This is a genomic window from uncultured Fibrobacter sp., assembly GCF_947166265.1.
GTDB lineage: Bacteria > Fibrobacterota > Fibrobacteria > Fibrobacterales > Fibrobacteraceae > Fibrobacter.
The window spans coordinates 1-15,232 of the sequence record NZ_CAMVDO010000015.1; the positions used below are offsets into that span (position 1 = coordinate 1).

A 15,232-nucleotide genomic window follows, 5' to 3' on the forward strand; every position below is an offset into this window, starting at 1 on the left:
TGGTGTTAACCAAGCCGAGTTCCTTGTAAGAAACTGCCATTTGTTTTACCTCTTGATTCTTTGGCGACTGCCGCCGCCGGTTAAAAGTTACGGGCGTAAAACTAGTAATTTTACGCCCGCTTGTTAATGGTGCTTTAAGCTAAAATATGCGTTTTTAGGCTTATTTTGCTTCCTGCTGCAGGGCCTTGTCCTGGATCACCAGATCCACGCGACGGTTCTTCTGACGACCTTCCTTGGTGGAGTTGTCTGCGATCGGCATGGTCATTCCAAGTCCCTTGGCGGTTAGGCGGTTTTCGTCGATGCCTTGTTCAACAAGGAATGCCTTCACGTTGTCGGCACGCTGCTGAGAAAGCTTCATGTTGTGTTCTTCGGAACCGGTGTTGTCGGTGTTACCTTCGATGGACACGTTGAACTGCTGGTACACGGAAAGAATACCGGCCACCTTGGCAAGGCTCGTCTTGAGGTCTGCCTTGAGGCTTGCCTTGTTCACGCCGAACAGAATGTCGGACATGGAAAGGATAATGCCGCGGGCGTCCTTGGTCACCTGGATCATCTTGGACTGGAGCTCGTTCAGCTTGTTCATTGCTTCCTGCTGGCGAGCTTCGGCCTTGGCGCGTTCTTCGGCCAGTTTCTTTTCGAGGTCGGCTTCACGCTGGCTTGCGGCCATCAATGCGGCTTCCTTTTCGGCGGCTTCGGCCTGGAACTTTTCCTGGTTCTGCTGCATTTCTGCCTGCAGGCGTGCATTCTGGTCCATCATCATGCCGCTGCGGGTCTGGTTGATTTTTTTCTGGGTTTCTTCCACCGAACGGGCCGTGGCGGCGCGCTTCTGCCAATTATCGGCAGTCTGGTTGCGGACTTTCTGCGTTTCTGCCTGGGTAGCGATCAGCTTGGCGTAGGTGTCGCACTTGGCTGCGAGTCCGGCAATCTGCTCGGATTCCGGATCGTCCTTGTAGGCGGCTTCAAGTTCGGCGAGGTTGCTCTTGGCCTCAGCCAGAGTCATTTTGGCAGAGAGAGCGTTTGCCGAAATATTCTTTGCGGCGTTGTCTATAGCTGCGCTGCAGGTTTCGACGGGACTAGCCTGTTCGGCTTCATTTTCGGCGGCAAAGCACATGGACACGGCAAATGCGGTTGTCAGCAACAAATTTCTAGTCTTCATTAGTTTGCACCTCCGTTCTTGGTCTCGTTGTCAAGAACTTTCTGATAACTCTTCTGACGTTCTATGTCGTCCTTAAGTTCCTTCTCGACTTTGTCGTTTTCCTTTTTAGCAGCGTCAAGTTCTGCCGTTGCAATGGCGAGCTTGTATTCGAGGTCGCTCTGTTCGGCAAGTGCGATAGCCTGTTCGTCTTCGCCATCTGCCTGGAGTGCCTTGGCGGAATCGAGCTTTGCGTTAGCCGATTCGATCTGGGTCGGATTAATCTTGAGTTCTTCGGCGAGGGACTTGGAATTGTCTGCTTGCCCAATAGCCTTGTTGGCGTTTACGCCGCCTGCGCAACCGGAAAGAGCTGCGAGAGCCAGTGTGGCAAGACCCGCAACGAGAATTCTGGATTTCATTCAAATCTCCTTTTAGGGGTTAAAAGTCGGGATTTAATATACAAAAAAAAAGAACTTGAAGCTTTGTGCTTAGTGCTTAGAACAGTCACGAATGTGTCATCCTGAGCGTGGTTTGTTTCGACAATGCTCAGCACTGGCTTAAGCTCACGCTTCGCAAGCTTGCTAACCTTATTAAGGTCCTTGAGTGGTACACTGAGCCTGCCGAAGTGCAAGCGAAGCGTCTATCTTCTGTCAACTAAAATTTTACTTGATTTACAACAACTTTGTATATAAATTTATACAGGCGTTTGGATTGGAGGCTTAATGAAGTTTTGTGGTCTAATAAACCCGTTATTTTTATGGTGCTGTGTGCTGGCCTGTTTTGCAGGTAATGCTTTTGCAGCTATAGAGTATACGCTGCACAAGTCTGCAAATCCAACAGAGGACGAACTGGATGCCTACCGGCGCATTACGACGGTGATGGATTCTGCGGTCAAGCTCTACAACACCTACTCGAATCTTTCCAAATTCATTAACGTGTATTATGCTCCTGGCGTGCCTACGGCCGAAGCGAGTAGTAATGGTGACTTGCGCTTTGGCGAAAACCGCAGCTACATGGTGGTGCCGACCGCCATGCACGAGATGGGCCATACGATGGGAATCGGGACCACATCGGAATACGCGGCAACATGCGTGGACGGAGTCTTCAGGAACGACAAGGTTCAGGCAAAACTCCGTGAACTGGATAACGACCCGACCAAGGAACTCCATTGCGACCGTCAGCATATCTGGCCCTACGGCCTGAACCAGGCAAGCGAAGCCAAGTCCGAGCAGGACCTGATCAACCATGTAATTCTTGTGGAAACCATTTACCAGCAGCTGTTCAAGGTTGCGTTCTACGCGCAGGGGAGAATCAAGTCACTCGGCGATACCAAGAATTGTATGGGTATTACTTCGTCCAACGCTTTGGAATTGATGGATTGTGCGGATTCGGCCAGCTTCGTGAAGATATTTTCTGTAGGCGACAATCCGGTTACGTACTATATCCAGCTAGGGTCACGGGTTGTCGATATTCCGAATGAATCGACTGCTGCGGGTGTGCAGGCCTCGACCTACGGATACAACGGCGGGGCGCATCAAAGGTACGTGTTTGAAGGTGCGGACGTGAATACTCCGAATGCGCTGTTCCTAAAGAATTATAAAAGCGGACATTACCTGCAGGCGGTCGGGACGACGGTTGTGCAGAATCCAAAGGGCTCCGGCGACGAATTTATCTGGCAGCTGATAGAAGACACGAAGGATTCTTCGGTAACTAAAGATTCTTCGGACATAAAGGATTCCTCTAAAACGAGCATTCCGTTGGTCCGTAAGGTGGAACCGCCGACCTTGATTAAGAAGGCTCGGTTCGATGCCATGGGTAGAATGTTTACTCCGGCCCGTAGGACTCCGCGCAATATTCGCCTGTATTAAAAGGAGACCCCGGATCAGGTCTGGGGTGATAAATAAAAAACGAAAAAGACCTTCAAGATGAAGGTGAGTATTTAGTTTACTTCACTTTGTTCAGTAAACTAAAACGCCTCTCTATTGAGAGGCGTTTTTCGCGGGATAGACGAGGCTTGAACTCGCAACCTCCGGCGTGACAGGCCGGTGCTCTAACCAAAATTGAGCTACCACCCCAAATCGTTTCCGATTTTCGGTAGTGGGCGATAACGGATTCGAACCGCTGACATTCTGCTTGTAAGGCAGACGCTCTGAACCAACTGAGCTAATCGCCCGAAATTTTACTTGTCCTGGCCCTTACCCTTCCAGAGGATTCCCACAGGAATAACGACCAGATAGGCGATGACCAAAATAAGCGGTGCAACCGTGAGAGAAACCGGATTGTCGGCAGGGCCAGTGGCGAGGCAGATAAAACCGATCACGAGGAGCAACACACCGAGAGCAATCAGAATGATATTCTTTTTATCCATCAGTTAGTCCTCAACTCAAGATTACGAAGCCAAATATACAAAGTTTTATGTTCTTGTCAACTAAATTTGTCAAAATTAGGTGAAAAAATATAAAAAAGGTCTTTGATTACTTTTGCCCCGGATACTTGACTCGAGTATGGTAGGTTCCATCGAGGCTGTCCAGGAATGCCTGTTCAAGCTTGAAAAGTTCCTTGATCGACAGGTTACATTCGTTGAACTGGCCTTCGGTAAAACGGCTCTCGATCGTCTTGTGAATCATTGCGGCAAGCGACTCGGGGCTCGTGTCCGCCATGGAGCGGCTTGTCGCTTCGATGATATCTGCGAGCATGAGAATGGCTGTTTCCTTGCTTTGGGGCTTGGGGCCCTTGTAGCTGTAATCCTCTATCTTGACATCTTCTCCTGTTTCCTTTGCTTTTTCGAGGGCCTTGTGGTAGAAGTACTGGATTACAGACGAACCGTGGTGTTCGCGGATACCGGCGGCCACAAGGTTCGGAATGTTGTATTCCTTGGCAAGTTCTGTCCCTTGTTCAACGTGACCGGTAATGATCTTTACGGATTGAGAAGGATCGATGTTGTTGTGCGGGTTGATTCCTTGCTTTTGGTTTTCGGTAAAGTATTCGGGGCGCATGGTCTTGCCGATATCGTGGTAGAGTGCCATTACGCGAACCAGAAGCGAATTGGCGCCGATACTTTCGGCAACGTGTTCGGCGAGGTTCGAAACCTGAATGCTGTGGTGGAATGTTCCGGGGGCGTATTCAGAGATACGCTTGAGTGCCGGACGGTTGAAGTCGGACATTTCCATGAGCGTAAGTACAGTGGTGATGCCAAAGATTCGTTCCATCAAATGAATCAGGGCTACCGAAGTCAAGGCATAGCAGAGTACGATGTTCGCGCTTGCGGCGATCAGGTTCTGGTAGAAGGCTTCCAGTGAAAGTCTGTTGCGCAAAAGGAACATGATGCTGATGGCGGCTGCCATTGCGATGATACCGACAATGATTCCCCATACGAACTGGACGCGGTAACGCATACGGGCGATAGGAGTCGTTGCGACAATGGTCACTGCAATGGCGCAAATCAGGGCGGCGAGGTCGTAGCCGTTTAAGATGCCAAAAATCATCGCGGAAAATACGGAAAATGCGATTCCGATGCGGCGGTCGTAAAGTACGGTTGCCGTAATGGGGGCGAAGGCGAAGGGGTAAATCCACATAAAGTCGAGGTTTTCGGGAATAATCGAAATATCGATGCTGTTAAAGCTTCCCGAGAGGTGACGGATTCCCCAGAATGCGGCTAGCTGTAATAGGGCAAGGGCGATAAGGCTCCACAGCTGGCGTGCGCTCTTGAACATGCCTCTCGAAGGGGAATTGTAGAGGAACAGGAAAAAGAACGTAACGATTAACGCAAAGATGAGGGCGTTTCCGTAGATAGCGGTAAACGTCTTGGAGTTTTCTTCCTTTTGCTGGGCACGTTGTAGGGCGTCGATTTTTTCAAGGATTTCCTTTGTAATCGGGGCGCCCTGCGAAACGATTTCCATTCCACGGGGGACCATGCCCTTGATGAGTGTCACCTTGTTGCGCGCTTCTTCGCGGCTTGCGATCGTTTCTTTTTCGAGGTAGAAAACGTTTGGCATCATGAATACGAACAACGTTTCATAGAATGCGCTCAACAGTCCCTGTTCGTTCGGGAAACTCATTTGTAACTGTGCGAAGGCTTCGTCAATGCGACGGCGGAGAGGCTGGATATTTGCGGCTTCGACGGTTGTCTTTTCATTGTCCTTGATAAGCGTGATGTTTGGCTTGGTGTAGACAATGTACTTGAAATCTTGCAGATTGTAGTTGTCGCGGTAGAGCTGGGCCGCCGTCTCGGTACTTGCAATGAATGTGTTCGAAACGCCCGCCTGGAGCATTCGGTTGAAAACGGCCATCAGGGAATCCCTGGCCTTCGCGTTTTGGCTCAAGGGCTTAATGGCCGAGGTCGAGATGCGCTGCTTCAGGACTTCGTAAATGCGCGATGCCTGCACCACCTTGGACTGCAGCGTGGAATCGCTTTCGCTGCTGGCCGTGAGTTGGTTGATTTGGCTTTGCAGCGAACCGTATTGAGCAAGCTTGTGCAAGAAAAGCTTGAGGTCTTCAGAGACTCGGTTTGTTTCGTCGCTGTTGTAGCCGAATATGGCGTTTACCTTGTCGGCGGCACGAGTCTTTTCTGCTTCGATTTCCTGTTCGGATTTAGGAACTTCGAAGTTGATGGGAGCGACAATCGTGCGTGTACTCACCTGTCCAAGGTGCGGGCGTTCGGATTGGAGCGCAATGTTCTTATCGGGAAAAAGGAAAATGGCTGCTGCGGCAACCAGTACCCATCCGATAACGAAGTGAATTCTCATCTGTTTCTTTTTCATAATTTCTCTAGTCCTCAGGGGTGGGCATCAGGAATCAATTTTTTAGATGTTGCTTCTGAAACCTGTAGCCTGTTACCTGTCACTTTTCTTTTTCATAGGCTTTCAAAATATCTTTCACGAGCGGGTGGCGGAGCACGTCCGTCGATTCGAATTCCACCTGCGCGATTCCGCGGATTCCCTTGAGCAGGTTCATGGCGTGCACGAGCCCCGACTTCTGGCCCTTGGCCAAGTCCACCTGGGTCGCGTCCCCAGTAATGATAGCTTTGCTATGGGGACCGAGTCGGGTGAGGAACATCTTCATCTGCTCGGGGGTCGTGTTCTGCGCCTCGTCCAGGATGATGAAGGCTCGCTTGAGCGTGCGTCCACGCATGTAGGCGAGCGGGGCGACTTCGATCGACCCCGTTTCTTCATAGCGACGGAGCTTTTCGGCGGGCAGGAGCTCGGCGAGGCTGTCGTGGATGGGGCGCAGGTACGGAGCGATTTTTTCCTTGAGGTCGCCGGGCAGGTAGCCGAGCGATTCTCCCGCTTCGACTGCCGGGCGAACGAGGCAGATGCGTTCCGCCTCATGGCGTTCCAGGCTTGCTACGGCGAGTGTAACGGCAAGGAAGGTCTTGCCGGTTCCGGCAGGGCCCTTCGCAAAGATGATGTCATTATGCTCGACTGCGTGCACCAGTTCGGCCTGGGCCTTGGTCTTGGCGAACACCGAAACGCCCATACGGTTCCTGAAAATAGGGGTCGTCGGGATTTCGCTGGAAGAATTGAATTCTCCTGTGTCGGCAGGGTCCAGCAGTCTCGAAAGAGCGCTGGACGAAAGTACCTTGCCATTTTTCGCGGCCATCTTTAATTGGTCGAGAACAGCCAAAACACCAGGCAAGTCTCCGTTTTCTTTCGCTATAATGCGAAGTCCCGGAAGCCTCGTCTGTATCTCAACACAAAAACGGCTCTCCAATAAGCGGAAAACCGTTTCGTTCTCGCCTGAAATCGTTCGTTTCAGGTCATCCGATAGGGAATAGCGTTGTTCGTCCATCTAGAACGCGTGGCTATGATTACTCTTCGGCAGCAGGAGCTGTAGAAATACCGAGCTTGTTCTTGGCTTCGAAGATTTCCTTGCGGAGCTTGTGGTTTTCTTCGGTAATGGCGACCGCTTCTTCTTCGGTCTTCTTCAGCTTGTTTTCGTCAATCTTTTCCTTAGGGGCAGATCTCTGGACAGATTCTTCGGATCCGCCGTCGTTATCGTAATCGTCGCTAGAACCACCGGAAGAGCCGGCGCAAGCGGTGAACATGGCAACAGTCATAGCTGCAAGGAGAAATTTCCAATTTTTCAAAAGAGACATTTAATCAGGCTCCATTCTAGTCTGTGATGCCTAAAATCTATAATAATTTGAGCCGAAAAGGGAACAAAAATGGTAAATTTATTGCGAAAAAACACCTTTTTTGAGGATAATATGGTTGTAAATGCATGCTCCAGGCCCTATTCTCAGGTCTTTATCGAATCTCCGCTCTATAACGCCAAGAATTTATACAAAAAACGCCGCAAGGCAATGCTCAAGGAACTCGACTCCTTTTTCGTGATAGCAGGAATGCCCATTGAACCGGGAACTGAAGAGGCATACGTGCAAATCTGGAACAAGATGGTGCAGGAACCCGCCTTCCTGTATCTCACGGGAATCAACCAGCCGGGGTGTTACCTCTTGCTCGATCCGAATACCGGCGATGAAATCCTGTTCGTTCCACCCAAAGACCCGTTCAAGGAATTCTGGAACGGCAAGCGCCTCGGATATCTTGAAGACAATAACGAAGTGGCCCGCATTACGGGAATCAAGGATGTGCGCTCCGTAGATGAATTGATGGATACGGTGGTGGCCCGCGCAAGGAAACTTCCCAAGGGCTCGTATGCCTATGCATATTTCTTCGAAAAATTCAAGGAAGACCACAACGACCGGTTCAGGCGTCAGCTGCTCAAGGCCCTAAGGCCTACGGGGGTCGGGCTCAAGAGTGCCGCGGCCTTGCACTGGAAACTCAGGCTTCCGTTGGAAGGCGAACGCATTCTGGATGCCGAAGCCGCGCAGTCGGTGACGGATAACGCTTTCCGTACGGTGCTTGCCGAAATGAAAGATTTTAAAACCGAACGAGAACTAGGACTTCGGCTGGACTACGAAATGCAGCGCCAAAGCGACGGGGACCTCGCTTTTCCGACGATTGTTGCCGGTGGGGCGAACGCCTGTTGTCTGCATTATGTCAAGAAGGACGAACCGTTAAAGGCGGGGGAGCTTGTGCTCCTGGACTTTGGCATTCGCATCGGGAGTCTGCATAGCGATATTTCACGCACGATTCCGGTGAATGGCAAGTTTAATCCGCTGCAGAAAATGCTCTATCAGATTGTGCTGGATGCGGGGGCTGAATACCAGAAACATGTGCGTCCGGGGGTTTCGCTCAAGGAAATCGGGAATGTTCCCTGGGATTTTATTATGCAGGAACTGGAACGCCGCCTGGTTAAAGGGGCTAAGGGTTCGTACAAACTATTGTATGACAAACGCCCGCATGGTGTAAGCCATTTTATCGGGGAGCAGATTCACGAAGGCGAACCGGGAACGCGTTCCCTGGATACGGTTCTTAGACCGGGGATGCTGATTTCTTGTGAACCGGGACTCTATGGGGAATTCAAGGCGACTATCGACGGAAGGCAATACCGCGAAAAGATAGGGATCCGTATTGAAGATGACCTGCTTATTACGAAAGAGAACTTCCGTAATATTTCCGTAAGTATTCCGAAGGAAATTCAGGAATTGGAGAAATGGATGGCCGGTTTGCAGAAATGAGATATTTCTAGATTTGGGTCAAAAGTTTTATCGAATAGAACAAGGACTTGTCATGTGGAAAATTAAGGGCGCTGTTCGCTACTTCCTGTCGATTCTTGCAATGACGTTCGTGCAGATGGGCGTGTTCATCTATGCCCAGAAGATTCTTTCGGGGTCGTTCACCCACGTGGAATCGGGGCAGACCTGGCAGGCTTTCATGCTGCAGATATTCTTCTTGGCCCCTTATATATTGATGGTGTTTTTTGCGGGGTTCTTCACCAACAAGTTCTCGAAGAACAAGGTGCTTGCGTGGTCGGCTTTGACCATGACGCTCTTCGTGATTGCGCAGTCGGTGTTGGTGACCTGCAATTGCCCGCGTGTGGCGTTCTGGCTTTCGATAGGACTTAGCTGCGGTTTTGCTATTCACAGTGCTGCAAAGTATGGCATCCTTAAGGAAATGTTCGGGGTCCGCAATCTGAGCTTTGCGAATGCGTTCTTGCAGATTTTTGGTCTGGGCGGCATTATTTGTGCATCCTGGCTTGCCGTGGTGGGCGTGAACCTCATTAACCTGGAATCTCTCCAATCTTACGCGGCGGTCCACCGCATTACTTCGGAATCGATCGTGATTCCCTGGATTTTGTCCGGTGTGGCGGTCCTTGGAACGGTGGCGAGTTTCCTGGTCCCGAAGGTCAAGTACGAAAACCCGAACGTGAACATCTCGAATGTGAAAAAGCATTTGAGCCTCGGCTGGCGTGTGCCGACGCTGCGTGCATCTATTATCGCCCTTTCGATGTTCTGGGCTCTTGCTCAGGTGTTTGTGCTGATGTATCAGGACGTATCGGGTGCAAACGATATCGATACGATTCAGAATTACCTCGCCTTTGCCATTGCGGGGCTTATGGTGGGGTCGGTCATTGCGGCGACCAAGTCTCGCGACTTTATTGAAACCGGCTTCATCCCGATGGGCATGATCGGGGTTTCCGTATGCATGTTCCTGGTGCCGTTCTTTGTGCATCCGGTGGCACTTGTGGTGCTGTATTCCCTGACAGGCTTGTTTGGCGGTCTTTTCCTGGTTCCGGTGAACGCTCTGTTGCAGTACAACACGCGTCCGAACAACTCCGGCTCGGTGCTTGCGCTTGCGAACATGATTCAGGCGCTGGTGCTGATTGCGTTCCTGTTCCTGTTCTCGGTGATGGTGCACTATACCCACATCCGTCCGCAGCTTTATTTCTTGGGACTTGCAATCGTTTCGATGCTCGTCTTTGTCTGGACGATTTCGAACTTGCCGCAGGCTCTTTTGCGTACGATGCTCAAGCTCGTGTTCAACCGCTACCGTATCCGCGTGCTCGGTGTGCAGAACATCCCGAACGAAGGTCCGGTGCTCTTGGTGGGTAACCATCACAGCTTTATCGACTGGGCGATGCTCCAGATGGCCTCTCCGCGTCCGCTCTGCATTGCAAGCAACAAGGACCACTTTGAACGTTGGTATCTGCGTGCGGTGCTCAAGCGCCTGGGCATGATCCGTATCGACGTCAATAATCCCAAAGAGGCAATGGACAAGATTCACGAGGCTCTCCTTGCGGGGAAGGCTGTCGTGATTTTCCCGACGGGCGAAGTGTCCAAGTCTCCGCATGTGGAACCTTTCACGATCGATTATTCCTCTGCGATTGACGATACCGATGCGACGATCGTTCCTTTCTACATTCAGGGACTTTGGGGCTCTAACTTTAGTTACAGTGGCTCCGATATGTATGGTGCTTCTGCAGACCGTGCGGTGACCGTTGCCTTTGGTAAGGCGATTCCGGCGACTACACCTCCTAACGAGGTCCGAGCTATTATCCGCAAGATTTCCATCGATGCCTGGAAGTATGCCGTCAAGTTTGTTCGTCCGATTGCGGCTTCCTGGATTCGTACCTGCAAGCGTTACGTGAAGCATGGACCGGCTATCTACAATACCGACGGTGGACACTTCTCGGGTTACAAGTTGATGGGTGCCGTGATGGCGTTCCGTGGACTTTTGAAGAAAAAGCTCGGCAAGGACGAACAAAATATCGGTATTATGCTCCCGCCCTCTCCGGCGGGTGTCATCGTGAACCTGGTGCTCTGGGTCATGGGCAAGACGAACGTGAACCTGAACTACACCTCTTCTGTAGACAACGTAAAGTATTGCTGCGAAAAGGCTGATGTTTCGACGGTTATTTCGAGTAGGCAATTTATCCAGAAACTGAAGGGCCGTGGAAATGACTATTCGCAGGTGGCTTCCGATAAGGTGCGTATCCTTTATGCTGAAGACCTGATGAAGGAAATTCCGAAGGCAAAGATTGCAGCCTTGCTGTTCATGTGCATTATTATGCCGTCGTGGCTGATCCGTTTTGTGTTCTGCAAGCGTACTAGCCTCGACGACACTGCCGTGATCGTGTTCAGTTCCGGTTCCGAAGGTACGCCGAAGGGAATTCTCCTTTCGCACCGTAACCTGATGGGTAATATCCAGCAGCTGGCCTGTATCATTAACGTGAGCCGTGGCGACGTGATGCTTTCGGAACTTCCGCTGTTCCATAGCTTTGGCCTTACGGTGACGACGCTCTTGAACCTCACGGAAGGTTGCCCGATCGTAGCTGTGGCTGACCCGACCGACGTGAAGACCATGGCGCGAGTCTGTTCCGAATTCCACGTGACCTGCCTCGTGGCTACCCCGACCTTCTTGCGAGCCTTTACGGTAAGCCGCTACGTGCATCCGCTGGTGTTCAAGTACGTGCGTATGATTATTGCCGGTGCCGAAGCCCTGCGCCCGGAACTGGCGACAGCATTCCGCCTCAAGTTCGGTAAGGAAATCTACGAAGGTTACGGCTGTACCGAAACCGCTCCGGTGGCCTCGGTGAATACCGAAAATACGCTGCGCAACGACTATATGACGCTCCAGGTGAACAATAAGCCCGGAACCGTTGGTCCGGCTCTCCCTGGAACGCAGTTCCTGATTGTGGACCCCGAAACGAATGTGCCGCTCCCGACAGGCGAGGCGGGCATGATTCTGATCGGCGGTTGTCAGGTGATGCAGGGGTACCTCAAGGATCAGGAACGAACCGATAGCGTTATCGTGAAAATTGATGGCATCCGCTACTACCGTACGGGCGATAAGGGCTACCTCGACGAAGATGGATTCCTCACGATCGTGGACCGTTACAGCCGCTTTGCAAAGCTCGGCGGTGAAATGGTGAGCCTCGGTGCCGTGGAAAAGAAGATTCAGGATACGCCGGTGCTCGAAGGTTGCGATTACCTGGTGACGACCATTCCGGATTCCGCGAAGGGCGAAAAGATTGTGCTCCTGTACCAGGGTGAAAAGGATCCGAAGGACGTACTTTCCGAACTGCGTGCAAGCGGATTCCCGCCGATTATGCTCCCGGCGCTTGCTTTCGCTGTCGAAAAGGTGCCGAAGCTTGGTACCGGTAAGGCGGACTTTACCACCGCAAAGAAGGTGGCGAAAGAACTCGCCGGAATAAAGTAGATTTAAATAAAACACACTGAATTCTCGCAAACAAAGCGAAATAGTGTGCGTTTCTTTCGTTTTGTAATTTAATTGTAAGAAATTTATATCAAGTTTCTAAAATTTAAGAATAAAATAGCTCCATGTAAGTTTACATTTTTTCTATATTTGCCGCCATTATGGAAGAAGTCGTAATCACTGGTATGGGGTGTGTTTCCGCCCTCGGCAATACGCCGGAACTCCTTTGGAACAACCTGCTGGAAGGTAAATCCGGACTCGCAACGATCGATCGCTTCGACGTGACCAACTATCCGATCAAGATAGCTGCCGCCGTCAAGGAATTCGATGGTTCTGAATTTATTTCCCCGCGCGATTCGTCCCGCCTCTCTAGGTGCATCCAGTACGCTGTGTATGCTTCTTTCCAGGCTCTTAAGAACGCCGGTATTTCTCCCGAAAACGAAGATCCGACCCGTTCTGGTGTGATTATCGGTTCCGGTATCGGTGGTATGCAGATCTATAGCGATTCCGTCGTTTCGCTTTCGAACCGTGGTCCTAGCCGCGTGTCCCCGTTCTTCATTCCGATGTCTATCGTGAATATGCCCGCAGGCGAAGTTTCCAACCGCACCGGCTGGATGGGCCCCTGCTACGCAGTGGTTTCCGCATGCGCAACCTCTAACCACTCTATCGCCGCCGCCTACGACCAGATCCGTCTCGGCCGCGCCGATATCATGCTCGCCGGTGGTACCGACGAAACCGTGAACAATGTGGCTCTCGCTGGCTTTACCTCTATGAAGGCTTTGAGCAAGCGCAACGACGATCCGACAACCGCTTCTCGCCCCTTCGATAAGGACCGCGACGGTTTCGTAATCGGTGAAGGTTCTGGCATTCTCGTGCTCGAAAGCCTTTCTCACGCCAAGAAGCGTGGTGCAAACATTCTCGCTCGCGTGGCTGGTATCGGCATGAGTGCTGACGCTCACCACATGTCCGCCCCGCGTGAAGACGGCGAAGGCGTCCGCCTCGCTATCGAAATGGCTCTCCGCGAAGCTGGTATTTCCCCGAAGGATGTGGGCTACGTGAACACCCATGGTACTTCGACTCCGCTCGGCGACGTTGCTGAATGCTCTGCACTCGAAAAGGTCTTTGCCGGCGCCACCGACAGCCTCAAGGTGAACTCCTCCAAGTGCATGATCGGCCACGCTCTCGGCGCTGCCGGTGCTCTTGAAGCCATCATCACCGTGAAGTCCTTGCAGAATCAGATGATTCATGCGACCACGAACGTGTTCAACCAGGACGAACGCATCCATCTCGATGTGTGCGCCAACAAGAACACCAGCCACTCGTTCAACTACGCCATGTCCGACAGCTTCGGCTTCGGTGGCCAGAACAGCGTGCTGCTCCTCGGCCGCAACTAAGGCTCATTCATCACACATTTATAAAGCTCCTGGAGATTATTCTCCGGGGCTTTTTTATATCCTATAACCGGAGGTATTTAATGTTTGTGGAAAGTTAGAGGAAATACTATATTTTTGTTATGAAAATACTAATGCTGAAGCATTTTCCTTTGTTGATTTGTTTGTGTTTTTTTTGTGCGCTTTCGTGTGATCCAGAAGCAAATTCGTACACTGTTACATCAGAAACAGATTGTATAGATTTTTTTCGTTATAAAATTGAATATCCTTTAAAAGTAGACTCTGTTAGTTTGTTTTTATTATATGAAAAAAGTCTGCTCGTTACAGATCATTCAATTATTATTGGTTTTTATGATACTCTACATCCAAGAGTTAAATTCGGTCCTCATTCAAAAATAGGTATTTTTGATACCCTTGTAATGAAATTTCAATTTGCTTGTAATGGCCGATGGCTTGAGTCCTATGATTATAAAATTCGTAACCGCAAAGATGTTTTCACGCACATTGATTATAAAGAACAAATTGAGGGCGAATTGATGTTTGATGCGGAACTAGATTCAATATGTCCCGGTCTCTCAAATTATCGTATTTCGCAATATACCGATGACGAATGCCTTGATGAGTTGAATGACACAAGTAATTAAAAAGCCCTCAATTTAGTCCGCAAATTAATTAGCCTGACTTTTTTCTATCTTTGTGCCCGTGAAATTTTTCCGTTCCATATTGATTGCGCTGGTGGTGTTTTTGTTTGCAAGCGTTTCCTTGCAGGCTGCCCCTTACGATCCGCCGACCTGGCGCGATTCTACGTGGGATTACCGCAGCGAAGACCCGAGTGACACGACGGAACTTTCGGTTGCCAAGGGCGTGGGCGTGGCCTCGACGGTCTTGATTGCCTATGGCGCTGCCTATTGGCTGGTGTTTCAGAAAGGTTGGTGGGATGAACAGGGGAGTGATTTCCATTTCGAAAACGATTTTGACTACGCCTTGAACCTGGATAAGTTCGGCCATTTCGCCTCGGGTGTCATGATGGGCGAAACCTTTTACGAAGGCTACCGCTGGGCGGGAATATCCGAGTTCAAGTCTTACTTGTTCGCGGGGCTTTCGGCAATGGCGACCCATATCGCAATCGACGTGAAGGACGGTTATTCGCCGGAATGGGGCTTCAGTATCTTTGATGTGCTCTCGGGGACGCTCGGTGGTTTCTTGCCGATGGCGGAACGTTACATTCCCGTGTTCAAGTATGTAGACCTCAAGTGGAGCTACTGGATCAATACCAAAGCGTATTATAGACAAAGTAAAACAGGCGTGTTTACGGACGACTATTGCAACCAAACTTTCTGGGCGTCATTCAAGATTTACCGTATGCTGCCAAAGGCTGCACGTGCGTATTATCCGAGTTGGCTTGCGATTGCGGCGGGACTCAGTATCGACGAAGGCGTGTTCCTGCACGACAAAAACGTGACCCCACACCGCGAAGTCTATATCGCGTTGGACTATGACCTGGAAGCTTTCCGTCCGCAGAGCCGCATGGCACGCACCATTGTCAAGTACCTGAATTACTTCAAGCTGCCGGCCCCCACCGTGCAAGTTTATCCCGAATTCCACTGGTACTTACTGTATCCGATCAAGTTTTAGTGCTTCCTACAGCCTAC

General features: G+C 50.8%; 13 protein-coding genes and 2 tRNA genes. 7 read left to right on the plus strand and 8 right to left on the minus strand.

What is annotated here, in order from left to right:
- Positions 1-160 precede the first annotated feature (160 nt).
- Positions 161-1,156, minus strand: a complete 996-nt coding sequence (locus tag Q0W37_RS08975; RefSeq protein WP_297700714.1) for an OmpA family protein — start codon at positions 1,154-1,156, stop codon at positions 161-163.
- Positions 1,156-1,551 (minus strand): hypothetical protein, encoded by a 396-nt coding sequence (locus tag Q0W37_RS08980; protein ID WP_297700716.1) that lies wholly within the window; start codon positions 1,549-1,551, stop codon positions 1,156-1,158. The genes Q0W37_RS08975 and Q0W37_RS08980 overlap by 1 nt, the downstream gene beginning before the upstream one ends.
- Before the next feature lie 107 nt (positions 1,552-1,658).
- Between Q0W37_RS08980 and Q0W37_RS08985 the strand changes: the two genes are divergently transcribed.
- On the plus strand, positions 1,659-1,790 hold the full coding sequence (locus Q0W37_RS08985; RefSeq protein WP_297700718.1) for a hypothetical protein: 132 nt from the start codon (positions 1,659-1,661) through the stop codon (positions 1,788-1,790).
- A gap of 64 nt (positions 1,791-1,854) precedes the next feature.
- Positions 1,855-3,000 (plus strand): hypothetical protein, encoded by a 1,146-nt coding sequence (locus tag Q0W37_RS08990; RefSeq protein WP_297700720.1) that lies wholly within the window; start codon positions 1,855-1,857, stop codon positions 2,998-3,000.
- Between the two features lie 131 nt (positions 3,001-3,131).
- Here Q0W37_RS08990 and Q0W37_RS08995 read toward each other — a convergent pair.
- The 6 genes from Q0W37_RS08995 to Q0W37_RS09020 all read right to left on the minus strand — a co-directional run bounded on the left by Q0W37_RS08995 (position 3,132) and on the right by Q0W37_RS09020 (position 7,226).
- A tRNA-Asp gene (locus Q0W37_RS08995) sits at positions 3,132-3,207 on the minus strand.
- A gap of 23 nt (positions 3,208-3,230) precedes the next feature.
- Positions 3,231-3,305: transfer RNA gene (locus Q0W37_RS09000), tRNA-Val, on the minus strand.
- A 6-nt stretch (positions 3,306-3,311) separates the two neighbouring features.
- On the minus strand, positions 3,312-3,500 hold the full coding sequence (locus Q0W37_RS09005) for a hypothetical protein (protein ID WP_297700722.1): 189 nt from the start codon (positions 3,498-3,500) through the stop codon (positions 3,312-3,314).
- A 106-nt stretch (positions 3,501-3,606) separates the two neighbouring features.
- Positions 3,607-5,892: an HDIG domain-containing metalloprotein gene (locus tag Q0W37_RS09010; protein WP_297700723.1), complete on the minus strand. Its 2,286-nt coding sequence runs from the start codon at positions 5,890-5,892 to the stop codon at positions 3,607-3,609.
- Between the two features lie 79 nt (positions 5,893-5,971).
- Positions 5,972-6,919, minus strand: coding sequence for a PhoH family protein (locus tag Q0W37_RS09015; protein ID WP_297700725.1), 948 nt, complete (start codon positions 6,917-6,919; stop codon positions 5,972-5,974).
- A 19-nt stretch (positions 6,920-6,938) separates the two neighbouring features.
- Positions 6,939-7,226, minus strand: coding sequence for a hypothetical protein (locus tag Q0W37_RS09020; RefSeq protein ID WP_297700726.1), 288 nt, complete (start codon positions 7,224-7,226; stop codon positions 6,939-6,941).
- A 111-nt stretch (positions 7,227-7,337) separates the two neighbouring features.
- On the opposite strand from Q0W37_RS09020, the gene Q0W37_RS09025 reads away from it, so the two are divergent.
- The 5 genes from Q0W37_RS09025 (at position 7,338) to Q0W37_RS09045 (ending at position 15,215) form a co-directional block, all read left to right on the plus strand.
- Positions 7,338-8,711, plus strand: coding sequence for an aminopeptidase P family protein (locus tag Q0W37_RS09025; RefSeq protein WP_297700728.1), 1,374 nt, complete (start codon positions 7,338-7,340; stop codon positions 8,709-8,711).
- A gap of 52 nt (positions 8,712-8,763) precedes the next feature.
- Positions 8,764-12,192: an MFS transporter gene (locus Q0W37_RS09030; RefSeq protein WP_297700730.1), complete on the plus strand. Its 3,429-nt coding sequence runs from the start codon at positions 8,764-8,766 to the stop codon at positions 12,190-12,192.
- 158 nt (positions 12,193-12,350) lie between these two features.
- A complete protein-coding gene (fabF, locus tag Q0W37_RS09035; protein ID WP_297700732.1) occupies positions 12,351-13,583 on the plus strand; it encodes a beta-ketoacyl-ACP synthase II in 1,233 nt (410 codons plus the stop codon).
- A 131-nt stretch (positions 13,584-13,714) separates the two neighbouring features.
- On the plus strand, positions 13,715-14,224 hold the full coding sequence (locus Q0W37_RS09040; protein WP_297700734.1) for a hypothetical protein: 510 nt from the start codon (positions 13,715-13,717) through the stop codon (positions 14,222-14,224).
- Between the two features lie 58 nt (positions 14,225-14,282).
- Positions 14,283-15,215 carry a hypothetical protein gene (locus tag Q0W37_RS09045; RefSeq protein WP_297700736.1) on the plus strand — a complete coding sequence of 311 codons (933 nt, stop codon included), beginning with the start codon at positions 14,283-14,285 and terminating at the stop codon, positions 15,213-15,215.
- The last annotated feature ends 17 nt before the right edge of the window (positions 15,216-15,232 follow it).